The organism is Streptomyces sp. NPDC003697, assembly GCF_053587115.1.
The window spans coordinates 61,634-84,684 of the sequence record NZ_JBSFNN010000010.1 but is presented as its reverse complement, the minus strand read 5'-3'; the positions used below and the strand labels follow the sequence as shown (position 1 = coordinate 84,684).

20 protein-coding genes and 2 pseudogenes are annotated in these 23,051 nt (G+C 73.7%); 9 read left to right on the top strand and 13 right to left on the bottom strand.

The genetic code is table 11. The features are described from left to right. Positions 1 to 4: 4 nt before the first annotated feature. The gene (locus ACWDNY_RS06595; protein ID WP_451644608.1) at positions 5 to 1,132 is read right to left on the bottom strand and encodes a ferrochelatase; all 1,128 of its coding nucleotides are present in this window, start codon (positions 1,130 to 1,132) and stop codon (positions 5 to 7) included. Between the two features lie 194 nt (positions 1,133 to 1,326). Here ACWDNY_RS06595 and ACWDNY_RS06590 point away from each other — a divergent pair, with 194 nt between their 5' ends. From ACWDNY_RS06590 to sepH, 3 genes are all read left to right on the top strand, one after another. Then, positions 1,327 to 2,565 carry an MFS transporter gene (locus tag ACWDNY_RS06590; protein ID WP_451644607.1) on the top strand — a complete coding sequence of 413 codons (1,239 nt, stop codon included), beginning with the start codon at positions 1,327 to 1,329 and terminating at the stop codon, positions 2,563 to 2,565. Continuing rightward, on the top strand, positions 2,525 to 3,844 hold the full coding sequence (locus ACWDNY_RS06585) for a D-arabinono-1,4-lactone oxidase (protein ID WP_451644606.1): 1,320 nt from the start codon (positions 2,525 to 2,527) through the stop codon (positions 3,842 to 3,844). Before ACWDNY_RS06590 ends, ACWDNY_RS06585 begins: the two co-directional genes overlap by 41 nt. Positions 3,845 to 4,374: 530 nt before the next feature. Then, positions 4,375 to 5,397 (top strand): septation protein SepH, encoded by a 1,023-nt coding sequence (gene sepH, locus ACWDNY_RS06580; RefSeq protein WP_451644605.1) that lies wholly within the window; start codon positions 4,375 to 4,377, stop codon positions 5,395 to 5,397. Positions 5,398 to 5,532: 135 nt separating this feature from the next. Here the strand turns inward: sepH and ACWDNY_RS06575 are convergent, their stop codons facing one another. Further along, positions 5,533 to 6,384, bottom strand: coding sequence for a sulfurtransferase (locus ACWDNY_RS06575; protein ID WP_451644604.1), 852 nt, complete (start codon positions 6,382 to 6,384; stop codon positions 5,533 to 5,535). A gap of 291 nt (positions 6,385 to 6,675) precedes the next feature. Between ACWDNY_RS06575 and ACWDNY_RS06570 the strand changes: the two genes are divergently transcribed. Then, positions 6,676 to 7,500, top strand: coding sequence for a VOC family protein (locus ACWDNY_RS06570; RefSeq protein WP_451644603.1), 825 nt, complete (start codon positions 6,676 to 6,678; stop codon positions 7,498 to 7,500). 92 nt (positions 7,501 to 7,592) lie between these two features. Here ACWDNY_RS06570 and ACWDNY_RS06565 read toward each other — a convergent pair whose 3' ends face one another. From ACWDNY_RS06565 to ACWDNY_RS06555, 3 genes are all read right to left on the bottom strand, one after another. Then, the gene (locus tag ACWDNY_RS06565) at positions 7,593 to 8,453 is read right to left on the bottom strand and encodes an alpha/beta fold hydrolase (protein WP_451644602.1); all 861 of its coding nucleotides are present in this window, start codon (positions 8,451 to 8,453) and stop codon (positions 7,593 to 7,595) included. Positions 8,454 to 8,462: 9 nt separating this feature from the next. Further along, the gene (locus ACWDNY_RS06560) at positions 8,463 to 8,897 is read right to left on the bottom strand and encodes a hypothetical protein (protein WP_451644601.1); all 435 of its coding nucleotides are present in this window, start codon (positions 8,895 to 8,897) and stop codon (positions 8,463 to 8,465) included. A 228-nt stretch (positions 8,898 to 9,125) separates the two neighbouring features. Continuing rightward, a complete protein-coding gene (locus tag ACWDNY_RS06555) occupies positions 9,126 to 9,665 on the bottom strand; it encodes an ATP-binding protein (protein WP_451644600.1) in 540 nt (179 codons plus the stop codon). Between the two features lie 304 nt (positions 9,666 to 9,969). Here ACWDNY_RS06555 and ACWDNY_RS06550 point away from each other — a divergent pair. Then, a pseudogene (locus tag ACWDNY_RS06550) lies at positions 9,970 to 10,050 on the top strand (DNA-binding response regulator); the annotation flags it as partial. A 52-nt stretch (positions 10,051 to 10,102) separates the two neighbouring features. Here the strand turns inward: ACWDNY_RS06550 and ACWDNY_RS06545 are convergent. The 5 genes and pseudogenes from ACWDNY_RS06545 to ACWDNY_RS06525 form a co-directional block, all read right to left on the bottom strand. Beyond that, positions 10,103 to 10,719, bottom strand: a pseudogene (locus ACWDNY_RS06545) (alpha/beta fold hydrolase). 47 nt (positions 10,720 to 10,766) lie between these two features. Beyond that, positions 10,767 to 11,333: a GNAT family N-acetyltransferase gene (locus tag ACWDNY_RS06540; RefSeq protein WP_451644599.1), complete on the bottom strand. Its 567-nt coding sequence runs from the start codon at positions 11,331 to 11,333 to the stop codon at positions 10,767 to 10,769. A 74-nt stretch (positions 11,334 to 11,407) separates the two neighbouring features. Further along, positions 11,408 to 12,340, bottom strand: a complete 933-nt coding sequence (locus tag ACWDNY_RS06535; RefSeq protein ID WP_451644598.1) for a MerR family transcriptional regulator — start codon at positions 12,338 to 12,340, stop codon at positions 11,408 to 11,410. Positions 12,341 to 12,494: 154 nt separating this feature from the next. Then, the gene (locus tag ACWDNY_RS06530) at positions 12,495 to 12,875 is read right to left on the bottom strand and encodes a hypothetical protein (protein ID WP_451644597.1); all 381 of its coding nucleotides are present in this window, start codon (positions 12,873 to 12,875) and stop codon (positions 12,495 to 12,497) included. Then, on the bottom strand, positions 12,872 to 13,129 hold the full coding sequence (locus ACWDNY_RS06525; RefSeq protein WP_451644596.1) for a hypothetical protein: 258 nt from the start codon (positions 13,127 to 13,129) through the stop codon (positions 12,872 to 12,874). Before ACWDNY_RS06525 ends, ACWDNY_RS06530 begins: the two co-directional genes overlap by 4 nt. Before the next feature lie 236 nt (positions 13,130 to 13,365). On the opposite strand from ACWDNY_RS06525, the gene ACWDNY_RS06520 reads away from it, so the two are divergent. The 4 genes from ACWDNY_RS06520 (at position 13,366) to ACWDNY_RS06505 (ending at position 18,239) form a co-directional block, all read left to right on the top strand. Continuing rightward, positions 13,366 to 14,307: a helix-turn-helix domain-containing protein gene (locus ACWDNY_RS06520; RefSeq protein ID WP_451644653.1), complete on the top strand. Its 942-nt coding sequence runs from the start codon at positions 13,366 to 13,368 to the stop codon at positions 14,305 to 14,307. Further along, positions 14,304 to 14,522 carry a DUF397 domain-containing protein gene (locus ACWDNY_RS06515; RefSeq protein ID WP_451644595.1) on the top strand — a complete coding sequence of 73 codons (219 nt, stop codon included), beginning with the start codon at positions 14,304 to 14,306 and terminating at the stop codon, positions 14,520 to 14,522. The genes ACWDNY_RS06520 and ACWDNY_RS06515 overlap by 4 nt, the downstream gene beginning before the upstream one ends. Positions 14,523 to 14,596: 74 nt before the next feature. Further along, the gene (locus ACWDNY_RS06510) at positions 14,597 to 15,490 is read left to right on the top strand and encodes a hypothetical protein (RefSeq protein ID WP_451644594.1); all 894 of its coding nucleotides are present in this window, start codon (positions 14,597 to 14,599) and stop codon (positions 15,488 to 15,490) included. A 127-nt stretch (positions 15,491 to 15,617) separates the two neighbouring features. Further along, on the top strand, positions 15,618 to 18,239 hold the full coding sequence (locus ACWDNY_RS06505; RefSeq protein WP_451644593.1) for an NACHT domain-containing protein: 2,622 nt from the start codon (positions 15,618 to 15,620) through the stop codon (positions 18,237 to 18,239). A gap of 3 nt (positions 18,240 to 18,242) precedes the next feature. On the opposite strand, the gene ACWDNY_RS06500 is transcribed toward ACWDNY_RS06505, so the two are convergent. From ACWDNY_RS06500 to ACWDNY_RS06490, 3 genes are read right to left on the bottom strand one after another with little or no spacing between them, the layout of a single operon-like run. Next, complete coding sequence (locus ACWDNY_RS06500) at positions 18,243 to 20,498, bottom strand: hypothetical protein (protein WP_451644592.1); 2,256 nt, start codon at positions 20,496 to 20,498, stop codon at positions 18,243 to 18,245. A 3-nt stretch (positions 20,499 to 20,501) separates the two neighbouring features. After that, positions 20,502 to 21,953 carry a GAP1-N2 domain-containing protein gene (locus ACWDNY_RS06495; protein ID WP_451644591.1) on the bottom strand — a complete coding sequence of 484 codons (1,452 nt, stop codon included), beginning with the start codon at positions 21,951 to 21,953 and terminating at the stop codon, positions 20,502 to 20,504. A 5-nt stretch (positions 21,954 to 21,958) separates the two neighbouring features. Further along, positions 21,959 to 23,047: a TRAFAC clade GTPase domain-containing protein gene (locus ACWDNY_RS06490; RefSeq protein WP_451644590.1), complete on the bottom strand. Its 1,089-nt coding sequence runs from the start codon at positions 23,045 to 23,047 to the stop codon at positions 21,959 to 21,961. Between the last annotated feature and the right edge of the window lie 4 nt (positions 23,048 to 23,051).

The following is a 23,051-nucleotide window of genomic DNA, read 5'->3' as shown; positions in this document are numbered from 1 at the left end:
CTCCTCACGCGTAGGGGCTGTCGGCTCCGGCGGCGGCCGGACGGGGGGCGCGCGCCGGGCAGCAGCCCACCGGGCAGACGTCGTGGCTCGCGCCGAGGGCGCCCAGGGCGCACGGCGTGACCCGCTGTCCGCGCTCGGCGGCGGCGCGCTCCAGGACGAGGTCGCGGATCGCGGCGGCGAACCGCGCGTCGGCGCCGACGGTGGCCGAGCGGCGCACCGGCAGGCCCAGCTCCCCGGCCTTGGCCCTGGCCTCCGTGTCGAGGTCGTACAGGACCTCCATGTGGTCCGAGACGAAGCCGATGGGGGCCATCACGACGGCGGGGGCACCGGCCGCGTGCCGCTCCTGGAGGTGGTCGCAGATGTCGGGCTCCAGCCACGGGATGTGCGGGGCGCCGGAACGGGACTGGTACACCAGCTGCCAGGGGTGGTCGACGCCGGTGCGCTCGCGGACGGCGTCGGCGACGAGCCGGGCCACGTCCAGGTGCTGGCGGACGTAGGCGCCGCCGTCGCCGTGGCCCTCGACGGGGCCGGAGGTGTCCGCGGCGGAGACCGGGATCGAGTGGGTGGTGAAGGCGATGTGCGCGCCGTCGCGGACGTCCTCGGGCAGATCGGCGAGGGACTCGATCACCCCGTCGACCATGGGCTCGACGAACCCGGGGTGGTTGAAGTAGTGGCGCAGCCTGTCGACCCTCGGCAGATCCAGGCCCTCGGCCTCGAGGGCGGCGAGCGCGTCGGCGAGGTTCTCGCGGTACTGCCGGCAGCCCGAGTAGGAGGCGTAGGCGCTGGTGGCCAGGACCAGGACGCGGCGGTGGCCGTCGCGGACCATCTCGCGCAGCGTGTCCGTCAGGTACGGCGCCCAGTTGCGATTGCCCCAGTAGACCGGCAGGTCCACGCCGTTGCCGGCGAAGTCCTTGCGGAGGGCGTCCAGCAGGGCGCGGTTCTGGGCGTTGATGGGGCTGACCCCGCCGAACAGGAAGTAGTGCTGCCCCACCTCCTTGAGCCGTTCCTTGGGGATGCCGCGTCCGCGTGTCACGTTCTCCAGGAACGGGACCACGTCGTCGGGCCCCTCGGGGCCGCCGAACGAGAGCAGGAGCAGGGCGTCGTAGGGGCTGACATCGAGCGCGTCTGGCATGTCTCGATCCTGCCACCCGGTACGGACAGCCGGGAAACGGCGGGGTGTCGGGGCGCGGCGGCGGACCTTTTCGCCGGTGCGTCGGTGGCCGTTGCGCCCGTAAGCTGTATCAGCCGCATTCACGCCTTACGAGCCCTCTGCGTCCGGCGCGCGCGATCCGTCGCGCCCGCGGGACGTGACCCACCGGAGATCCCGTGCCCAGCCCCTACCGCGCCCTGTTCGCCGCCCCCGGCTCCCTGGCCTTCTCCGCCGCGGGGTTCATCGGCCGGATGCCGCTGTCGATGATGGGCATCGGGGTGGTCACGATGATCTCCCGGCTCACCGGGCGCTACGGGCTGGCGGGCGCGTTGTCGGCCACCATCGCGCTGGCCGCCGCGCTGATCGGCCCGCAGACATCCCGGCTGGTGGACCGGCACGGGCAGCGCCGGGTGCTGCGGCCGGCGACGGCCGTCGCGCTCACCGCGTCGGCCGGGCTGCTGCTGGCCGTCCGTCTGGGGTGGCCGGACTGGTCGCTGTTCGCCTGCGCCGCCGGGATCGGCTCCGTGCCGAGCCTTGGCGCGATGGTCCGGGCCCGCTGGGCGGCCGTCTACCGGGGCACGCCGCAGCTGCACACCGCGCACTCGTTCGAGTCGGTGGTGGACGAGGCGTGCTTCATCGTCGGGCCGATCGTCTCGATCGGCCTGTCCACGGCCTGGTTCCCGGAGGCGGGGCCGCTGCTGGCCGCCTGCTGCCTCGCCGTGGGCGTGTTCTGGCTGACCACGCAGCGCGCCACGGAGCCCGCACCGCACCCGCACGAGCACCACGGCGGCGGTTCCGCCCTGCGCTCGCGGGGCCTGCGGGTGCTGGTGGCCACGTTCGCGGCGACCGGGGCGATCTTCGGCGCGGTCGACGTGGTCACCGTGGCCTTCGCCGACGAGCAGGGGCACCAGGGCGCCGCGAGCGTCGTGCTCGCCGTCTACGCGGCGGGCTCCTGCCTGGCGGGCGTCGTCTTCGGGCTGCTGCGGCCGGTGGGCGCGCCCGCGCGCCGCTGGCTGCTGGGCGTGTGTGCGATGGCCGTGAGTATGATCCCCCTCCTACTGGTCGGGAACCTGCCGTTTCTGGCCGTGGCGCTGTTCGTAGCGGGTCTGTCCGTCGCGCCCACGATGGTGACGACGATGTCCCTCATCGAAGAGCACGTACCACGCGCGTACCTGACCGAGGGCATGACCTGGGTGAGCACCGGGCTCGCGGTCGGGGTGGCGCTCGGCTCCTCCGTGGCCGGCTGGGTGATCGACGCCGCCGGTGCGCGGGCCGGGTACGGGGTTCCGGCGGTGTCCGGGGCCGTCGCGGTCGCGGTCGGTTTCCTCGGGTACCGCCGGCTCAGCAGGCCGGCCACGGGTCGGGGAGGCTCCGTTGGGCAGCACGGCGAGCGCGAGGAACGGCACGTGGCGTAACTGGGGCGGCAACGTCGTGGCGCGGCCCGCGCGGCAGGTCACGCCGGCCTCGGTCGAGGAACTGTCCGCCGCCGTCCGCCGGGCGGCGGAGGACGGCCTGCGGGTGAAGCCCGTGGGAACGGGGCACTCCTTCACGTCGATCGCCGCGACGGACGGTGTGCTGATCCGCCCCGACCTGCTGACCGGGATACGCCACGTCGACCGCGCCGCCATGACGGTCACGGTCGAGGCCGGCACCCCGCTCAGACGGCTCAATGTCGCCCTGGCGCGCGAGGGCCTCTCGCTGACCAACATGGGCGACATCATGGAGCAGACGGTGTCCGGGGCGACCGGCACCGGAACCCACGGCACGGGCCGGGAGTCGGCTTCGATCGCCGCGCAGATCAAGGGCCTGGAGCTGGTGACGGCGGACGGTTCGGTGCTCACCTGCTCGGAGAAGGAGAACCGGGACGTCTTCGCGGCCGCCCGCGTCGGGCTGGGCGCGCTGGGCGTCGTCACGGCCATCACGTTCGCCGTGGAGCCGCTCTTCCTGCTGACGGCCCGCGAGGAGCCGATGCCTCTCGACCGGGTCCTCGCCGAGTTCGACCAACTGTGGGCGGAGAACGAGCACTTCGAGTTCTACTGGTTCCCGCACACCGGCAACACCAACACCAAGCGCAACAACCGCAGCGCCGGCCCCGCGCGGCCGGTGGGGCGGCTGGCCGGCTGGTTCGAGGACGAGTTCCTCTCCAACAGCGTCTTCCGGGCGGCCAACTGGGCCGGCCGCGCGGTGCCCGCCGTCATCCCGGCGATCGCCCAGGTCTCCAGCCGCGCCCTGTCCGCCCGCACGTACACCGACATCCCCTACAAGGTGTTCACCTCGGCGCGCCGGGTGCGCTTCGTGGAGATGGAGTACGCCGTGCCGCGCGCCGCGCTGGCCGAGACGCTGCGTGAACTGAAGGCGACGGTCGACCGGTCGGGCCTGAGGGTGAGCTTCCCGGTGGAGGTGCGCACCGCGCCGGCCGACGACATCACCCTGTCCACCGCCTCCGGCCGCGAGAGCGCCTACGTCGCCGTCCACATGTTCCGGGGCACCCCGTACCAGCGGTATTTCACCGCCGCCGAGCGGGTGTTCACCGCGCACGAGGGCCGGCCGCACTGGGGCAAGCTGCACACGCGGGACGCGGAGTACCTCGAAGGGGTGTATCCCCGCTTCGGGGAGTTCGCCGCGCTGCGCGACCGCCTCGACCCGGACCGGCGGTTCCAGAACGACCACCTGCGCCGGGTGCTGGGGGCGTAGCGGACGCTCCGGGGTCGGGCACCGGGTACATGCCCGGCAGTTTCCGGCCTCCCCGCCACTCGTGAACACACCTGGTCAGGACGCCACTTGACCGACCCATCGGGCAACCGGTCGAGGTCCGGGCGAAACCGTCACTTCGGGATTGCTGCGGGTATGCGGAGTACGTCAGGTTCCCGGCCGATAAAACCGGCCATGGGCGGCCAAGTCCCGCCCCATTCGAGACGCGGGCGGCGCGCCAATCCACGCAGGTGGCCCGAATGGAGTACTGTGGCGAGCCCTGGGTACGGTCTCCCACCAGGGCGTCCGGACCTCACTGGACCCCACCGGGAGGGAGCTGGTTGCACAGGGTGACGCAGTTGGTCACTTAGCGTTGTGAACAGGTAACCGTGCCATAACGGCGGTCCAGGGCCCGTGCCCGACACGCCGGGCAACTCGGCAAGGTTGTGGCAGGCTGCACCCGGGCAGGCCACACTCGACTAGCGGAAGCAGCGACGCACGTGACGTCGGCAGGCACCACCCGGGAGGTCCCCATGCCCGAACTGCGTGTCGTGGCCGTCTCCAATGACGGCACACGGCTGGTGCTGAAGGCTGCGGACAGCACGGAGTACACGCTTCCGATCGACGAACGGCTCCGCGCCGCCGTGCGCGGCGACCGTCCCCGCCTCGGCCAGATCGAGATCGAGGTGGAGAGCCACCTCCGCCCCCGCGACATCCAGGCGCGTATACGAGCCGGTGCCACCGCGGAAGAGGTCGCCCAGCTCGCCGGCATCCCCGTCGACCGGGTACGGCGCTTCGAGGGCCCGGTCCTGGCCGAGCGCGCCTTCATGGCCGAGCGCGCCCGCAAGACGCCCGTGCGCCGCCCCGGTGAGAACTCCGGCCCCCTGCTCGGCGAGGCCGTGCAGGAGCGGCTGCTGCTGCGCGGCGCCGACAAGGACACCGTCCAGTGGGACTCCTGGCGCCGTGACGACGGCACGTGGGAGGTCATGCTGGTCTACCGCGTCGCGGGCGAGCCCCACTCGGCGAGCTGGACGTACGACCCGCCCCGCAGGCTCGTGCAGGCGGTCGACGACGAGGCGCGCGCCCTGATCGGCGAGTCCGACGACCTCGGCGCGCCGGAGCCGAGCTTCCCGTTCGTGCCGCGCATCGCCCGTCTGCCGCGGGAGCGGTCCTTCGACCGGGACCGGCCGGCGATCCTGCCCGCCCAGGCGCCCGAACCGGCCGAGGAGAGCACGGGCGAACGGGACTCGCTGACCAGCCTGCTGGAGGCGGTGCCCAGCTTCCGGGGCGACATGGTGGTGCCGGAGCGGGTGTCCGAGCCCGACGACGAACCCGCCGACGAGGCGGTCGAGGAGGAGCCTCCGGCGCCCGCGGCCTCCGCCGGGTCGGCGTACGCGGACGTCCTCATGCCGCGCTCCGTCGGCAGCCACCGGGACCGTCTCATCGGTGCCACCGACCGCCAGGCCGAGGCGGACGGCGTCCGCCCGGGCCGCCGGGCGGCGGTCCCGAGCTGGGACGAGATCGTCTTCGGCACGCGCCGCAAGAAGCAGGAGTAGCCCCGGGCCGCCGGGGGCCTACGAGCAGCAGGCCCGCGGACGCTGACGCCGCAAAGCCACCAGGGCCGCCCTCGTGAGGGGCGGCCCTGCGTGCGCGGGCCGGCGGCACGGGGGCCGGCTCACGGAAGCGGCCGGCTACTGCGGGTCGGGGCCCGCCGCGACCGGGCGGGCCGGATCCGAGACCCACTCCGACCAGGAGCCGGCGTACAGCGCCGCCGGAATGCCCGCGACCGCCAGCGCCAGCACCTCGTGCGCGGCGGAGACGCCCGAGCCGCAGTAGACGCCGACGTCCCGGCCGCCGTCCGCTCCCAGCGCCTCGAACCGCGCGCGCAGCTGCTCCGCGGACAGGAACCGCCCGTCGGGCCCCACGTTCTCGGTGGTGGGCGCCGACACCGCCCCCGGGATGTGACCGCCCACCGGGTCGATCGGCTCGACCTCGCCCCGGTACCGCTCCCCCGCCCGGGCGTCGAACAGCAGCCCGGAGCGGGCCAGCGCGCCGGCCGCGTCGGCGTCGAGCAGCGGCAGATCGCCCGGCGCCGGGGAGAAGTCGCCCTCGGCGGGCTCGGGCACGGCCGTCTCCAGCGGCCCGTCCCACGCCGTCAACCCTCCGTCCAGAACCCTCACGTCCGGGTGACCCGCCCAGCGCAGCAGCCACCAGGCGCGAGCCGCCGCCCAGCCCTGCCCCCCGTCGTACACGATGACCGGCCGTCCGGACGACACCCCGGCCCGGCGCATCGCGGCGCCGAACTCGCCGACGTCGGGCAGCGGGTGCCGGCCGCCCGCCCCCGGCGGCGCAGCCAGCTCACGGTCCAGGTCGACGTAGACGGCGCCGGGGAGGTGCCCTGCCCGGTAGGCGGCACGCCCGTCGAAGGGCGGCTCGCCGGCCGCCCTGGCCACACTGAGCTGCCAGCGGACGTCGAGCAGCACCGGCGGGTTCGGTCCCGCGAGCTCACTGGCCAGGTCCGCTGCGGAGATGATGGCGTTCATGGCGACCATCCTCGCGCACGGGGTGGCCGCGCCGCCCGCGTCCGGCTACTCTGCTCGGCCGGACACGTCCGATCACGAGGTGTACCGGCTCGGCCACATGCCGTACAGGCGGCCGCATCCGCCGGTCAGCGCGCGGACACGAGCAGGACGCGCCACACCGGGCCCCGCCGGGCAGACGACCGCCCCCGGGGCGCGCCCGGCGCGCGCCCTCACCGGTGGTGCGGGTACCGGCTCATGGGCAGGGAAGCGGAAGCGACGCGGCCGCCACGAGGGGCCGGGGAAAGAGTGACGATGACCGAGGCAGCTCAGCCGCGCGACTCCAGCGACGGGGCACCCGCCCGGTACGCGCCCGGCGCACCCTGCTGGGTGAGCCTGATGGTCCGCGACCCGGTGTCAACACAGGCCTTCTACGGGGCACTCTTCGGCTGGGAGTTCGAGCCGGGTCCCCGGCAGTTCGGGCCCTCGGTGCGGGCCCTGCTCGGCGGCCGGGACGTCGCGGGCGTCGGCCGGCTGTCGCCCGACCGCCCGCTGCCCGTGGCCTGGACGCCGTATTTCGCCTCCGACGACGTGGACCTGACGGCCGAGCGGGTGCGGTCGTGCGGCGGGACGATCGGGGTGGGGCCGCTCCGCGCGGCCGGCGCCGGACGTCTGGCGATCGCCTGCGACCCGTCGGGCGCCGTCTTCGGCATCCGACAGGCGGCGGACCGGGCCGCGACCGTCACCGGGGTGGCCGGCTCCCCCGCCCGGCACGAGCTGCTGACCTACGAGGCCGCCGGCGTCGCCGCGTTCTACGCGACCGTGTTCGGCCTGGAGAAGGGGCCGGCCGGCTCGGCCGGTGACGGGCAGGTGGATCCGGCCGGTGACGGGCAGGCGGCCCTGTCCCTGAGCGGCCGCCCGGTCGCCGAGGTCCACGGCCTGGGCCGCGCCCTGCCCGGGGAGCTGGGCCCGCACTGGCTGACCTACTTCGAGGTGGCCGACCTGGACGACGTGCTGGAACGTCTCGCCCGCCTCGGCGGCCGGGTCCTCGTCCCGGCCCACGACGGGGCCCACGGCCGCGTGGCCCAGGTGACGGACCCGGACGGCACGCGGTTCGCGCTGCTCCAGCGCCCACGCTGACGTCCGGGGCTCCGGTGGCGACCAGCCGTTGAAGTGGCCGGCGGGCACGCGTGCGACCGTGGGTGCGGGACGCACGGACGTACGCCGTGACCTCAGGAGCCGGTCCGCTTCTCGATCCGCTCCAGGGCCTGCCCCAGGTACTGAGCGAAGCGCGGGTAGTTCTCGCTCATCGGGAAGTGGCCGATCTCCTTCATCTCGATGAACTCCGCTCCGCGGATGGCCTCCGCGGTCCGGCGCCCGTCCTCGGGGGTGGTGAGGTAGTCGTACTCGCCGGTCAGCATGATCACGGGGCACCGGTCGCCGTCGATGTCGGCCAGCCGGTCCCTCAGATCGTGGTCGACCGAGTAGAAGTACAGGTCGCCCTTGAACGCCTCCGATCCCTGGGTGTAGTAGAACCAATTGGCCCAGCGGTCCTGCTCCGGGGACTGCGGTGCCATGAGGTCCCACACGCCGCTGGCGCACACCTGGGCGGCGTTGGCGTGGGGATGCTGCCACCAGTCGAGGTAGAAGCCGGGTGAGTAGTCCGCGCCCTCGACCGGGATCACCGCTTTGAACCGGTCCGGGTGCCGCAGGGCGAGTTGCAGGGCCACGTTCCCCCCGAACGACGACCCCATGAAGATCGGGTCCTGCAGTTCGAGGGCGTCGCAGAAGGTGACGATGAAGGACATGAAGTGGTCCGCGGTGAGCCGGTACTCCTCCTTCCACCACTCCTGGTTCCACGGCGGGTCCGACTTGCCGTGCCGGGCGAGGTCGTAGGCGATCACCCGGTACCGGCCGGTGATCTCCTCGTCCTCCAGGAGGTCCCGCCACTGGTGGTTGTGGCAGCCCGCGGTGTGCTGGCACACCAGAGGCGTGCCCTGCCCGTTCTCCAGGTAGAACACCCTGTACTGCGCGTCCTCCACGTCGATGGTGACGTAGTGGCCGGTGACCGGTGAGATCCTGCCGCTGACCATGGCGAGCTCCTATGTCTCACGAGAGGATGGAGCGGGCCCGGCCTCGTCCGCCGGCCCGAGGGGGCCCGTGACGCGCAGCAGCTCCAGCTGCCGGGTCACGCAGCGCAGGTTCTGCATGAGCACGAGCAGGTCGCCCTCCAGGCGCATGCCCCGCCGGAACGTGGCCGCCCAGATGCCGTGGCACATCGGCGGAGGCGTCTCCTGGCAGAAGCCCTGCCATGTCTCCGCGTCCGCGCGGATCGCGAAGTCGTAGGCCGCCAACGGCTCGGGGTCGGTGATCAGTTCCTCCACCTTTCCCCTGTGCATCCGCACGAGGAACCGGTGGCGGTCCATGTCCAGCAGGAAACTGCACGAGTAGTACCTGCCGTGGGCCTGCAGTTCCGGATCGTCGTCGCTCAGCCGGCGGAACTCCTCCACCGCGCCGGTCGTCGTCGCTGATGTCATGTGCCACCTCGAGACGTGTCGCCGCTGCCGTGCGCCGGGACGTCGCACCGGCACGGTGACCGGCCGGTCGCCGGCCGGCGCGGCCGGCGACCACTTCCCGGCCTCGCTCCTTCCAGCCTGCGCATCCTGTCGGCCGCCTGCAATCCGGGTGCGGACCCGCACCGGAGCCGTCGTACGACGGCAGTGACGACGCCGGGCCTCCTCGCCTCGGGTGAGCGGGGTTGCGGCTCACGGCCGGGGAGGCGTGGGGAGCGCGTACTCGGCCCAGACCGTCTTGCCCGGTCCGTCCGGGCGCGCGTGCCAGGACCAGCGGGTGGCGAAATGCGACACCAGGAGCAGCCCGCGGCCGGCCTCCTCGGTGCCGGCGACGTTCTCCGGAACCGCGGTACGGCGGGGAAGGCGTTCGGTGCGGGTGTCGGTGACCTCGACGCGGACGGTACGGCCGCCGGGGACGGCGTGGAGGCGGAGGTGGAAGTCCCGGCCGGGGACGTGACCGTGTTGTACGGCGTTCGCGGCGAGCTCGGCGACGATCAGGACGATCGCGTCGTGCGGGTCGGTGCCGTACGGGATGCCCCACGCGTCCAGGCGAACGGCCGCCAGACGGCGGGCGAGGCGGGCTCCGCGGGGCGTGGAGGTGAAGCGCATCGAGAAGTCGCGGTCCGGCTCGGGGGCCGGAGCGGGGGCGAGGGCGGCGCTCAAGGAGGCGTCGGGCGTGGCGGGTCGGACGTCGCCGGCGGGACGGGCGGGAGGGACGGGTCGGGTCGTCATACCGTCCACGGTGCCCGCCGATCACACAGCGTGACCACCGGTGACGCGGTGACACGGAGCCGTTGTACGCGGGGTGTCCGCACGCGTACGTGCCGCGGACCGTGACGGCGTCCCTCGCCGGGGCGTCGGGGCGAGGAGGCGGTGACGACCGGCATGGCGATGCGCGAGGGCGCCCGGGCGGGGGCCGAGGCAGCTCCGGGAGGGCGTGGGAACGACGGTGCGGGGAGGGTCCTGGCCGGATCGAAACGGCAGGCGCCGAACCCGCAGCGAAGGCCGGAACCAGCTGACCGTCCGCGTGGTGATGGAGCGCATCACCGACCGGGAACGCGAGGTGCTCACCCTGGTCGGCAGGGGCCTGTCCGACGCCGAGATCGCGGGCGAGCTCCCGGGGCTGCGCCCTCGCGCTTCGTGGCTCTACTCGCCATCTCGGCGACTGCTCATTCGCTGGCAGTGAGGAAACTCGCCAGGGCCGCGGTGAGTTCGGCCGGGCTGTCCTCTTGGACCAGGTGGCCGGCACCGGGTAGCAGATGCAGCTTGGCCGCCGGGATACGGGATGCCAACTCGTGCGCCTCGGCCACGGGGATCCACCCGTCGTCTTCTCCCCAGTACACCAGCACGGGGAGGGCGATGGACGCGTACCGTCCTTGGATCTCATCGGTGAAGCGCTGGTCGGCCTGCGCTATCTGCCGGTAGAAGGCATGCCGGCCGTCATCACCGAGCCAGGGTTCGACAAGGCGGTCGAGGATCGCCGGGTGGAGCCCCGGGCTGCTCGCCGAGCTGATGTATTCGCGCACGAGTGCGCGGTGCAGGTTGTGCGGCAGCTGCTCGAAGACCTGTCCAGCAGTTCGGTGAAGATCCTGCCCTGAGCTGCCAGTGAGACGTCCTGCCCGTCGAACTTTGCCGAAGCACCATAGCCAGGCATGTCCCAGACGAACCGCTGGTGATGCGTGGTGAGCGCGCGGGCGACACCGCGCCAGACGTAGGAGGAGAAGGGAGTGCCGTGCAGCAGCACCACCGGCACGGCAGCCGGATCACCGAATCGGTCCCAGCGCACCTCGCCCGAGGAGCAGCCTCAGCCGATCCGCAGAAGCCGGGAGGATCTCAGGCACTCGTGCGCCGTATGTGCAGGTGGCCATCGCGGGGGAAGGAGGGCGGAGCCGCGGGCAGGACGGCGTGGAAGTCGTAGCGGCTCTTCTGCGCCACCCGGCACGATGCCAGGTTGTCCACCTGGTGCAGGAGTTCGAGACGCTCCAGCCCGTCGGCTTCGAAGGCGTCGAAGGCCCAGCCGGTGAGTGCCTCCAGAGCGCGGGAGGCCACTCCCCGCCCGCGAGCGTGCGCCGCGGTCCAGTAGCCCACTTCGGCCGCCGGTTTGCCGGAGGCGACTTCCTTGAGGACCACATTGCCCACCAACTGTTCGCGAACTGAACCGGGTTGTGCCTCAAGAACGGCGAAGGCGAACCGGTCCCCGGCTGCCCAGCCCTGCTGCTGAGCCTGCACCCAGCGCGCCCCGTCGGCATCGTTGTCCACCGCAGAGTTCGCCCACTGGCGCAGTGCGGGATCCCGGCTCACCTCGACCAATGCGGCGACGTCCTCCATACGCCAGGGGCGAAGAACGAGAGCGGGAGAGACCAGCGACGCGGTCACCTGAAGTACGACCGGGGCACTCATCGACCGATCATATGCGGCGGCGTTTTCAACCGACGCCGGCCGTGTTCGCCCCATGCCGCCTTGCGATCGGCCCGTCATTGCTGTGTCCGGACGCGCAGAGCCTTGACGGACCAATCGAACACTGGAGCCAGACTCTCCGGGGCCGGCCAGCCGTTGACCACTGCGAGCAGCTGGAGGTATCGCTCCCTGCGTGGGTCGTTCACGCTCTCCAGCCGAGTCGCCAGCCGGCGGCGAAGCTCGACATCGTCGGGGCGGCCGAGGAGGTGCGCGTAGTGCGCCGTGAACTCCGCGACGATCGGATCGGCCTGGGGTGAGGCCGGGTCGATGCCTGCGGTCAGGGCCGGGCCGGCCTGGTCACGGACGGCTGCGGCGATGTCGCGGCGCGGGCCCGTCATGTCGCTTCGGGTCCGCTCGGCTGCCTGGTCCTTGGCCATCCGCCGCATGACGGCGCGGAAACCCGGGTCCAGGGACATTTCGGCCAGCTCCACCCACGCCTGGACCTGCTCTGCCTCCGGGTTGTCGGGCAACTCGGGGGTCATCGAGCGCATGACCCCAGCGAATGCGGGGTCAAGACCGCCGAAGACGGCGTCGAGGAAATCGCCGATCAGACGTCTGCGTTCGTCCTCGGAAAGCTGGGCCAGCCGGTGCATGAGTTCCGTCTCCTCAGGTGTGGACCCGCGCTCGGCCACCGCCGTCAGCACCGCGCGCCGCAGGCGCAGGACGCGGATCTGCACCGCCAGTGCTTCGGCGTGCGCTGCGGCGACCTCGGGAAGCGAGAGCTCGCAGTCCACGACCTTGCGGATCGTGGGAAGGTCCAGTCCCAGCTCGCGCAGGGTCCGCACAAGGTCCAGGCGTGCGACGGCGTCGATGCTGTAGAGGCGGTAGCCGGCCGGGCTGCGGTCCGTCGGCGCCACGATTCCGCGATCGGAGTAGAACCGGATGGTCTTGACCGTGAGACCGGTCCGTCGAGCGAGTTCACCGATCGAGTAGAGCGTGTCGCCGTCCATGCCCCCACCTTTGTGTCTCCCCCTAGGGGAGACACAAGTCCCTTCGCCTGCCGGCAGGCAACCACTCCTCATTCACGAGTCTGGCCAATTCCTCGCCTCCGGGCGGGCTGAAACCGAGAGGAGGCGGGGGCCGGCGGTGCCACCCCGGCACGGTTCAGGGGTTGAGATCGATGACTCGTAGGGACTGCCCCTTCCACACGTCGGGGGCCGTGGTGGCGACCACGGCCCCCTCGGGCCGTTCCGCGGTCGGCGCGGTGGCGTGTCGCGTGTGGGCGGGGGCCCAGGACGTCTCGCCCGCTACGGCGAGCACGGCCGGCAGATCCAGGTCGAGCACCGTGATGCCGGGCAGCGCGGCGAGACGCTCCGCCGTACCGGGCCGCTTACGGTCCGCCTCGACCAGCGCACACGCGGGGGCGTAGAGAAACCAGCCCGGCTCCGCGTGCGCACGGTGGATCAGGCGTGAGGCGAGCACGTTGCCCCTGCCTGCCGCCACCATGGCCGTCTCGTCCAGGACGACGTGCAGAGCCTCGGTCACCTTGCCCCCGCCTCGCCGAGCCGCCGGTCCAGCTCTGCGTCCAGCGCCGCCTGTTCGTCTTCGCTCGGGTCGTAGCCGTTCCACTTGCGCAGGGCTGTGCGCGCCTGTTCGGCGCGGACTGCGCGCTCCTCCGGCGTGAGCAGCGTCTCGGCGAGATGGGACAGATAGCCCCGCAGGGACATTCCTTCGGAGGACGCTATCCGGGCGAGCCGGTCACGGGCTTCGACGGGGATGCGGATGTTGGCGTCGGACATGCGGACCTCCTCAGTCGACTCTCGAGAACATGGGTACGGGTACGTACCCATCCACCCCGCTCTGAGCGACCCGGGTGAGTTCATCATGCCGACCACTGTCCCGGCGGTCGCACGAGGTGACCAGCGGTCACGCGGTGACAGGCCCGGGTTGTACGAGCGCCGGCCGCGCGCGTCGGAGCCGCGTGCCGTAACGGCATCCGCACCGGGGGCGTTGGGGCAGGGAGGCGGTGATGCACATGAAGGAGCGCCAGGGCGCGGAGGCGGTCGCCGAGGTGACGTCGGGCGAGGGTGAGGGCGGCGGCGCGGGCGCGGTGGTGAGCCTCGGAGACGGGTGGGACACCGACGACCGGTCCTCTGCCGGGCGGCGCCCCGAGGACGAGGCCGGGCGGGGTGTCGTGGCCGCGTTCGGGCAGACCATGAAGACGCTGCGGGTGCGGGAAGGTCTGGAGCGCGAGGAGTTCGGCCGGCGGCTCGGGTACTCGGCGTCCACGATCGCCTCGTTCGAGCAGGGGCGACGGATTCCGTCGCCCAGGACGATCGAGCGGGCCGATGAGGTGCTGGGGGCGGGCGGGTTGCTGTGCCTGTGGAAGGAGCAGGTGGAGCGGGCCCAGTATCCGGTGTTCTTCCAGGGGATGGCGGCGCTGGAGAAGGAGGCCGTTGAGCTCGTCTCGTACAGCATGCCGGTGCTGAACGGCCTCCTCCAGACCGAGGAGTACATGAGGGCGCTGCTTGCCATGCGGCGTCCTCCCCTGGACGAGGAGACCATCGAGCAGCGGGTGGCGGCGCGACTGGTCCGGCAGGACATCTTCGACCGTCAGCCCGCTCCGTTTCTCAGTTTCGTACTGGACGAGTCACTCCTGCGGCGTCCGTACGGAGGCAAGGCGGTGCTGCGTGGGCAGCTGGAGCACCTGCTCTTGATCGGCCAGAAGCGCAATGTCGAGATCCAGGTCATGCCGCTCGACCGTGAGGACAACGCCGGCGTCAACGGACCGTTCACCGTCGTCACGCGCAAGGACGGCAAGAAGTTCGTGTACGCCGAGGCGCGGGGAATCGGCTCCCTGCAGACCGACCCGGAGCAAGGGGTTCTAGCCGCCGCACTCTATGGGATTATCCGATCACAGGCTCTCAGTCCGCGAGAGTCAACGGAGTTCATCGAAGGGTTGCTGGGATCGCCATGAATAACGCTGAGTCCTCGACCGTCGTCTCCGGCCGGCTCGCCTGGTTCAAGAGCAGCTACAGCGGAACTGAGGGCGGCGAGTGCGTGGAAGTCGCCGCCGCCACGGCAGTTGTGCACGTCCGGGACTCGAAGGTTGCCACCGGTCCACTGCTCACGGTCTCCCGTGAGGCATGGGCCGGGTTCGTCGCGCTGGCCTCGGCGGAGTCGCGCGTCTGACGCTCGTCCGGGCGGGCCCGTCCGGTTGGCCGAGACCGTCCGGCGGACGGTTGTCCGGGGCTATGGTGCTGACCATGGGGCTGGGACAGCCGCCCGGGGGCGGGCAGGACCTTCACGACGAGGATGAGTACCGGCAACCGGGGCGGCCGGGGTCACCCAGCGGCGGGAAGCGGGCGAAGGCCGCCGCGGTCGCCTCGTTCACGACCGTGGTCGTGGCCGCCTGCGTCACCGGCGTCCTGCTCCTGCGCGGCGGTGAGGTCGACGCCGCCGGCGGCGGGAGCACGACGGCGACGGCGAGCGCCTCGGGCAGCGTGACCGCGACGGCCCCGGCGTCCGGCGGCCCGCAGACCGGCACGTTGGGCAGGCCGACCGTCCCGGGCTGGAAGGTCGTCGTCAACCCCAAGTGGGGCACGATCTTCGACGTGCCCCCGGACTGGGACGTCCAGTCGCCGGAGGGGATGCTGGGCTTCGACGACGACTCGCTCGACTACGGCGACCTCGACAACTGGGGCAAGGTCGTCATCGTCATGAGCGCACCGGCGTTCCTGCGGGACAACTGGTGCCTGTCCGACAGGAACAAGGACGGGCGGATGGACGGCACCCTGCTGGCGGCGGCGGGCACCAAGGGCGCCCAGGGCGCCAAAAGCACCGGCGACACCGCCCTGGCCCAGTCGGAGCGATGGGTGTACGGCGGTTACACGCAGCCGGACACGAAGAGCATCGTCACCGACCGCACGGCGAGGCCGTACACGACCCGCTCCGGCGTCAAGGGCAGCATCGCCTGGGCCCGGTCCAGGAACACGCCCCGGAAGGACAGGTGCGCGACCGACGGCAAGGCCCTCACGTTCGGCTTCAGGAACCTCTCGGGCGACTTCGTCGCATGGAGCCTGTTCAGCGCCACGGGGGTGAAGGACGAGGTGCCGGACGCGACGGCCATGAGGATCCTCAGCACGGTGCGCCTCCTCTGACAACCGGCACCGTCCTGGTCGGGCAGCCCAACTCCCCTTCCATGAGCGCCCTTTCGGGCCGCCGCCCCTGCCTGGGGCGGTGCGGCGGTGAGTACAGTGGGACGGGCGACGACGGGGGCGGACGGACATGGCGTGGCAGACGGACTCCGGCGACGGGCCGCACATCGTCAACACCGCGGTCGACTGCACGGCCGAGTACCTGATCCAGATCGGGGTCCTCCAGGGCGACCTCAATCTGACCCTGCGTACGCAACCGCCGCCGCCCGACGACGACGCTCCGTTGGCCGCGGTCGAGCGGAGGCTCGCGCGCAGTCTCCTGCACCGGTGGCGGGCCGAGGCCGACGCCTGGGACATGACCGACCCCGAGCCGCTGCCTGTGCGCTGGACGGCCAGCCGGCGCGTGGCGTCCGCCGGGGAGCACGTGCCCGCGGGGTCCGGGACCGACACCATCGCCGGGACCTTCCTCGGGCTGCGGCCCCGGCGGCGGCTGGTCGTGCTGGGCGCCGCCGGGTCCGGCAAGACCGTGCTGTCCGTGCTGCTCACCCTCGAACTCCTCGCCCGCCGGCTCACCCAGGGCGAGGACGACGTGCCGGTCCCGCTCGTGCTGTCGCTGGAGTCCTGGGACACCCGGCGGCAGCCGCTCACCGAGTGGCTGGTGGACCGGCTGCGCCAGGACCACCCCGGTCTGCCGCCCGTGGACGGCGTCCACCCGGCCCGCCGGCTCGTCCTGGAGCGGCGGGTGCTGCCCGTCCTGGACGGGCTGGACGAACTGCCGGAGCACCGCCGCGCCGAGATCCTCGACGCGCTCAACGCCGGTCTGGGCGGCTCGGGGGACGCGGTGCTGGTGTCCCGCACGGCCGAGTACGAGCGCCTCGACCGGGAGGGCCTCGGGCTGCGGCACGCTACGGTGATCGAGTCGCTGCCGTTGCGCCCCGACGAGGTGGCGGACTACCTCCGCAGGGCCCGGCCCCCGGCCCGCGCCACGGTCTGGGCCCGCCTGCTGGAGACCCTCCGCAACGAGCCGTCCGCACCGGTCTCCTGGGCCCTGACCAGTCCGCTGATGGTGTGGCTGGTACGCCGGTCCTACGAGCGGCATCCGGCGGATCCGGGTGAGCTGGTGGACCGGCGGCGGTTGCCGGACCGGGAGTCCGTGGAAGCGCACCTGCTCGACCGGATCGTGCCCGCCGCGTTCCCGCCACGGCCGCCGGACCCCGCCCGGCTGCACCCGCCGCGCACCTGGGACGCCGAACGGGCCGGTGCCTGGCTGTCGCACCTGGCGCTGCTGCTGAGCCGTCGCGAGGAGTCCGAGCTGGCCTGGTGGCGGCTGTACTCGGCGCCGCTGCCCCGGCTGCTGACCCTGCCCGCGCTGCTCGCGGCGGGCATCCTGCTCTCCGTCGTCATCAAGGCCGGTATGTCGGCCTTCGCCCGGGACGCCGTGCTGGGCGACCTCAGCGTGACGATGTACGTGACCGGTGGGACCATTTTCGCCGGCATCGCGCGGCAGGCGACCGCGATCTGGTTCGGGCAGCGGTTCACCGAACCGCGCCGCAGCGCGAACCCGCTGCTGTTCGTCCACGCCCTGCGCTCCCTCGACCAGCACGCGCGTGTGGGCCCGCTGGTCCGCCTCGCGGTCCTCGCGGGCGGTCCCGCCCTGGTCGTGCTCATGCTGTGCCTGTACGTCCTCGTGACGCCGGACCCCACACTGGTCTGGTTCTCCGTCGGCGGCGTGCTGCCCGTCCTGCTGATGATCGTGTACGCGGCTCCCGCCGACACCGTGGACGCCGCCACCCCGGACGAACTCCTGCACGGCGAGCGGGGCGCGCTGGTCACGACGCTGACGCTGGTGGCCCCGCTGATCGGGGCCGGAGCGGGCGCCTTCTTCTGGCTCGGCGGCGGAAGCGGCGGCTGGGGCGCGGCCGTCGGCGCCTGGGCGGGCGCCTCCTCGGTGCTGGTGCTGCTCAGTCCGTGGAGCCGCTGGATCCTCGCCAAGTGCTCCCTCGCGGCGGCGGGCCGGGTGCCGTGGCAGCTGATGACGTTCCTCGGGGACGCGCGCACGGCGGGCCTGCTGCAACGGTCGGGAGGGACCTACCGCTTCCGCAACCGCCGGCTCCAGGACCACCTCGCGGGCTCGCCCGCCGCGCAACGGCACGCTCCGCGGCGGGGAACGGCCCCGCCCGGCGGGGGGACGGTCCGTGTCCCCGGCCTGGCGGACCCCCGGCACTCGACGGTGGAACGCACCGCGGACCGCTGCCGTCTGCGCAGCCGGCCGCGGAGACTGCCGCTGGCCCACTGGACCGCGTTCGGTCCGCTGATGGGCGTCTTCGTCACCCGGATGACGGTGTCCGGGCAGTGGCGCGAGCCGCTCGCCTGGGCGGCGCTGCTCTTCTGGCCCGTCGTCGGCGCCCTGATCACCGGGTCCGGGTTCCTGCTGCCGCGGCAGCGGCTGGAGCTGGAGCTGACCCGGGACGGCGTCACCTCCGTGATCGGGCGCAGGCGGCTGTCCTACGAGTGGCGGCACGTCGAGCAGATCGCCGTGCGCCGGGCGGCCCTCCCGGGCAACGTCCACCTCCACGCGCTCCAGGTCCGGCTGCTCGCCGGCGCGCCGCGCCCGCACCGCCGCGCCCGCACCGGAAGGGGCTGGTTCCTCGTCCTGCCGCTCGGTCTGTCGTCCGCCGTGGACCCGCGGATCGACGCGGCCCTGGCCGACTTCGCGGGCCCCCGCTGGACGTCGTCGCCCGGTGGCTTCTGACCCTCAGCACATCGGTTGTGCGGCCGCGGACGCGGTGAGCAGGGCCAGACAGCGCGACGTCACCGTCCGGCCGTCCTCGGTGACGTCGACGGCGTAGGCGACGGGGACGCGGCCCGTGGCTCCCCGCGGGGCGGTGATCCGCCAGCGCGCCTGGTAGGTGCCGTGCGCCCCGAGCGTCCGCGGCGGCCGCCCGACGAGGGTGGCGTGCCAGCCGGCGGGCAGCAGGGGCGGCCGTACGGTGAGGACGAGGTCGCGGGCGGTGGTGTTCTCCACGGTGAGCCGGCCGCCGTCCGCCGGGCGCAGGCGCAGCGCGTCGGAGCTGCTCCAGCGGACGGTGAGCTCGCGCAGGCGGAGCCGCTGCCAGGCGTCCTTCTCGAGCAGGGAGCCCAGGCCGACGCGGACGGAGTCGACGGGCTCCGGGACGGTGGCGTCGTAGCCGTAGGCCTTCGTGAGGTAGCGGCCCTCCTGCCGCTCATGCCTGTCCCGTTCCGGGAACCAGACCGTGCGGGTGCCGACCTGCCCCGTCACGTTCGCGCCCACCCCCAACGCGGACGTGACGCTGTCGGGATCGAAGTCCACCGACACCTCGCTCAGCGGCAGCGGCATCCCGAAGTCCAGCCTGAGCCAGTTCTCCTTGTACGGGGAGCCCTTGGCCGACCAGTACCCCGCGCCGCCCGGCAGGGCGGCGGACGGCGGATGTCCCGGTGCCGACCAACGGGCGCTGAGCCTCGGCCAGTCCGGGGCGGCGTTCGCGGTGACGCTGACCTGGTGGACCGAACCGGCCAGCGGATGCCGCCACTTGTCGTAGGCGCCGGGCAGCCCGAGGAAGGCGGCCGATGGCAGTGTGCCCGCCTCCAGGAGGACCAGGGCCAGCGGCACGGCCAGGTACCCGGCGAGATGGGCGAGCAGGAGGGTGCGGCGGGCGGCGGGGTGCCGGGGGAAGCGGAAGACGGTGTTCTCAGGGGTCCCGGGCGCGCGCACGGGCGGGGGCGCCATGCTCTCCCCCGGCCCGGTGGTGCCGGCCGTACCGGCGAGCCACCCCTGTGTTCCCGCGAGGGCCGAGGCGGGAACGCAGCGCACCGGGATGCCCGTGGCGTCGAGCGTGCGCAGCAGATGGCCGCCGCCGGCCGCCTCCAGGTGCGCGCGGACGGCGGTGTCGTCGCCCTGTGCGGTCCGGGTGTACAGCAGCGCGAGCGCGCGTGGGCGGCGGCGCGCGGGCAGGGCGGCGAGGACGTGCAGGACCCGGGTGACGGCGCGGACCGCGGCGCTGTGCGCGGCGGGGTCGTCCACCACCAGCAGCAGTCCCCGGGCCCGGCGCAGGACGTCCAGCGCGGCCACCGAGTCCTGGCTGCCGTAGGCGTCGCCGGCCGGGTCGTACCAGAGGACGGGCCTGCCGCCCACGCGCACGAGCGGCGGCTCGGTCCCGGGCGTGACGCCCAGTTCGGCCAGCCCCTGCCGGTGCACTCCGCCGCGCTGCGCGGCCGGGCTCCCGACGAGCACGACGGCCCGCGCCCGTTCGTATCCGGCGGGCAGCGCCCTGCCGCAGTGCGGGCAGCAGGCGGCCAGCCGTCGCACGCCGAGGACGGCGGGCAGCCGGGTGCCGCAGCGGCAGCGGCGGTGGAGGGCGCCGTACCGGCCCGGCACGAGCCGCCGGTGCCGGGCCCCGCACGTCGGGCACAGCCTGACCGGACGGTCGACCGTGCGCCCGCAGTCGGTGTACGGGCAGGGCGCCGGCCCGCGGCGCAGCGCGCGCCCCGTCCACGCGACCGCCGCCCACAGCGCCCACCACAGGGTCCACAGCGCACAGCACAGCGCCCACAGCAGCAGCGCGGACAGCAGCGGCAGGACGCTGACCGCGGTCGCGGTCAGCACGACGGCGACCGCGGTGAGCAGGAAGGCCGGGCGCAGGAAGATCATCAGGCAGCCCTGCCCGTCGGTGCCGCCCTGCCGCGGCCCGGCGGACGCGTCGACCGTCCGGCCGGCCAGGAAGCGTTCCGCGTCGCCCATCAGCCGTTCGTGCTGTTCGAGTCCGTCCCACCAGACCGCGCGCAGTTCGCGCGGCGCGGTGCCGCTGAAGTAGGCGGGGACGGCCGGCTCACCGTGCGGGCCGGGTGGCGTGGGTGCCGCCCGGCCGAAGGTCCGCCACACGGTGCGCAGCTGGATCCACACCATCCGAGGCAGGGTGACCACGATGCCGTGGCCGACGGTCAGCGCGACCAGCAGGGCGGCCGCGAGCAGCAGCACCACGGGGTTCTCCACGGCTCACCCCTCTTCCCGGGCCGGCCCGCGCCGCCACGGCCGCCGCGGTGCCGAACGCGTCGCCGTCGTCTCCGCGCGCAGCAGGTCGCGCAGGACCTCGTAGGTCTCCGACTCCCCCCACAGCCCCCGCCGGTACAGCCGCAGGACGCGCAGCGCGACCGGCCGCGGCTCGCCGGGTGCGCGGCGCAGCAGGTGCAGCGCGGTGGCGGGGGCGGCGGCGAGCAGGTCCGGTGCCTCGTCGGCGAGGGCGGCGAGGAAGGCGCACGCCTGCGCGTCGAGTGCGGCGGTGCGGAACGCGGCGGAGGTCTCGAGAGCGGCGAGCAGTCCGGCGAGGACGGCCGACCGGTACGGCTCCGGAAGGGGGGCGAGCGTGGCCCGGACGTCGCCGAGGGGCGCCGTCCCCCCGGCGAGGCGGTGCACGGCGGCCTCCCGCAGCCGCTCGGGCGCCAGGTCCGCGACCTCCGGCCGCAGCTCGGTCACGGCACGCACCAGGTCCGTCAGGCCGGAGCCGTCCCCGCCCGGACTTCCCGCCCCGCCGTCCGGCGCGAGCAGCGCGCACGCGGTGCGCAGCCGCCGTACGCCCGCCTCGCCGCCGTCCGCCTGGCTGCCCTCGGGGTGGCCTGCGGCCCACAGGTCGGCGACGGCGTCCAGGACGTCGAGGTGCCCGCTGCCCAGCGCGCCCGCGAGGAACCGTGCCGCCGGGCTCGGTTCCTCGCGGCCGTCCCCGGTCAGCCGGTCGAGGTGGAAGACCGGGCCGGCTGCCCGCTCCCCGGTCTCCGGCCGTGTCCCGGTCAGATGGCGGTGGTCGTCCTGCGGCCGCGCGGTGTACGTCGTGAACGTCAGCCGGGCGGCCAGGCCGGCGGGCAGGGCGTAGGAGACGGCGGCGATCCAGTCGACAACCCGGTCCGGGTCCGCGGAGACCAGGACGGCACCGGGGCCCTCGCCGGCCAGCGCCCGCAGGGCCGCGGTGAGCAGCCGCTCCAGGAGGCGGGCGCCGGGGTCGCCGAGTCCGGCCAGCAAGCGGCTGACACGGTCGGGGCCGACGGCGCTGCCGGGGAGCAGCGGGGCGAGGTCGGGCAGGTCGCGGCCGTCGCCGTATGCCGGCTCCGGGGCCCAGTGGGGTGTGTCCCACAGCTCGACGGGGCGCAGACCGGCCAGCTCGCCGGGCGCGGCGTACAGGACGTGGCAGAAGTGGTTGCCCCAGCGGCCGGTGTAGTCCCGGCCGGTGAAGCGCGTGCGGGTCAGCACGGCCGCGTCCTCGGCCGGCCGGTCGTAGGCGAAGGCCACGGGGAAGCCGTGGTGGCGCTCCGCGCCGGGAGGCCGCGCGTACGCCGTCAGGGGGCGCAGGACGTCCAGTGCGGGGCGGGCCGCCGGGGAGACGGCGGTGAAGCGGAAGCCGCCGTGGGGCGCGCCGCCCGTCGGCGGGGCGGACGTGTAGTGCGCCTGTCCTGCCATCCGCCTCACCCCCGTCCCCGGTCGAGGGCGCCGAAGCGGTGCAGCAGCCACATCAGGGGGTCCTCCACCCGGTGCGGGCGTACGACGCCGCCGAGCCCGAGAGCACCGTCCCGCCCGGGCGCGGTGCCGAGCATGGACAGCGCGAACAGCTGGTGGTCGGCGCAGAACCGCTGGAGCCGGGCGTCGAGCTGCTGCTCCTGCCAGCGCCGCAGCAGGGCCCGCAGCTCGGCGTGGACGGCGGCCCGGTCGTCGGCGTCGAGGACGGGACCGGGGCGGCGGGTGCCGTGCAGGGGCGAGTTGTCCGGCAGGTGCGGCCACAGGAGGTCGGCCTTGGTGAGGGCGACCGCGACCGGCACGGTCACCTTCCCACCGCCGCCCAGGTGGCCCAGCACCCGGGCGAGCACCTCGCCCGACCGGCCCGGCACCCCGGCGCCGGCGGCCACGGGGGCGCCGGGCAGGTCCTGCGGGTCCACGAGGACGACGACGGCGTCGGCCGCGAGCAGATAGCGCAGCTGGGTCTCCATGCGGGCGCGCGAGGCGAAGTGCTCGCCCGCGGCGTCCAGGAAGACCAGGGTCAGCACCCGCTCGCGAGCGCGTCCGAACCGGCCCCGGCGGGTGCGGCTGAGGCGGTACACGAGGGGCCGGCCGGCGTCGTGCTCGGCCGTCTTGGGTACGGTGCGCTGCTCCTCGTACAGGTGCTGTTCGTACTGCTCGCGGTAGTCGGCCATGGTGTCGTCGTCGCAGGGCAGCAGCGCGGCGTCGAGTTCGGCGCCGAGGCGGTGCAGCAGTTCGTGGACGAGGACGCCGACGTAGGAGCTCTTGCCGGAGCCGACCGGTCCGGCGAGCGCCACCAGCTTCCCGGGGGTGCGCAGATAGCCCTCCGGCAGCCGGCCCGCGCAGACGGTGCAGCGCAGCCGGGTGGCGGTGCGGCCGCAGGTGCCGCACACCGCCGCACCGGCCCGGGGATCGGCGGACGCGAGGTTCCGGTCCCCGGCGCAGGCGGCGCCGCTCGCGCAGACATACGCGATCTGCGCCCGGGAGACGCTCCGGAAGCAGTGCGGGCACACCCAGGTGCGGCGCCACGGCGTTCTCACGTCC

Bases quoted from the DNA above. Each gene is read 5' to 3' on its own strand.
- ACWDNY_RS06595 (WP_451644608.1), bottom strand. From the start codon at position 1,132: ATGCCAGACGCGCTCGATGTCAGCCCCTACGACGCCCTGCTCCTGCTC.
- sepH (WP_451644605.1), top strand. From the start codon at position 4,375: ATGCCCGAACTGCGTGTCGTGGCCGTCTCCAATGACGGCACACGGCTG.
- ACWDNY_RS06575 (WP_451644604.1), bottom strand. From the start codon at position 6,384: ATGAACGCCATCATCTCCGCAGCGGACCTGGCCAGTGAGCTCGCGGGA.
- ACWDNY_RS06570 (WP_451644603.1), top strand. From the start codon at position 6,676: ATGACCGAGGCAGCTCAGCCGCGCGACTCCAGCGACGGGGCACCCGCC.
- ACWDNY_RS06565 (WP_451644602.1), bottom strand. From the start codon at position 8,453: ATGGTCAGCGGCAGGATCTCACCGGTCACCGGCCACTACGTCACCATC.
- ACWDNY_RS06560 (WP_451644601.1), bottom strand. From the start codon at position 8,897: ATGACATCAGCGACGACGACCGGCGCGGTGGAGGAGTTCCGCCGGCTG.
- ACWDNY_RS06555 (WP_451644600.1), bottom strand. From the start codon at position 9,665: ATGACGACCCGACCCGTCCCTCCCGCCCGTCCCGCCGGCGACGTCCGA.
- ACWDNY_RS06540 (WP_451644599.1), bottom strand. From the start codon at position 11,333: ATGAGTGCCCCGGTCGTACTTCAGGTGACCGCGTCGCTGGTCTCTCCC.
- ACWDNY_RS06535 (WP_451644598.1), bottom strand. From the start codon at position 12,340: ATGGACGGCGACACGCTCTACTCGATCGGTGAACTCGCTCGACGGACC.
- ACWDNY_RS06525 (WP_451644596.1), bottom strand. From the start codon at position 13,129: ATGTCCGACGCCAACATCCGCATCCCCGTCGAAGCCCGTGACCGGCTC.
- ACWDNY_RS06520 (WP_451644653.1), top strand. From the start codon at position 13,366: ATGAAGGAGCGCCAGGGCGCGGAGGCGGTCGCCGAGGTGACGTCGGGC.
- ACWDNY_RS06515 (WP_451644595.1), top strand. From the start codon at position 14,304: ATGAATAACGCTGAGTCCTCGACCGTCGTCTCCGGCCGGCTCGCCTGG.
- ACWDNY_RS06510 (WP_451644594.1), top strand. From the start codon at position 14,597: ATGGGGCTGGGACAGCCGCCCGGGGGCGGGCAGGACCTTCACGACGAG.
- ACWDNY_RS06505 (WP_451644593.1), top strand. From the start codon at position 15,618: ATGGCGTGGCAGACGGACTCCGGCGACGGGCCGCACATCGTCAACACC.
- ACWDNY_RS06495 (WP_451644591.1), bottom strand. From the start codon at position 21,953: ATGGCAGGACAGGCGCACTACACGTCCGCCCCGCCGACGGGCGGCGCG.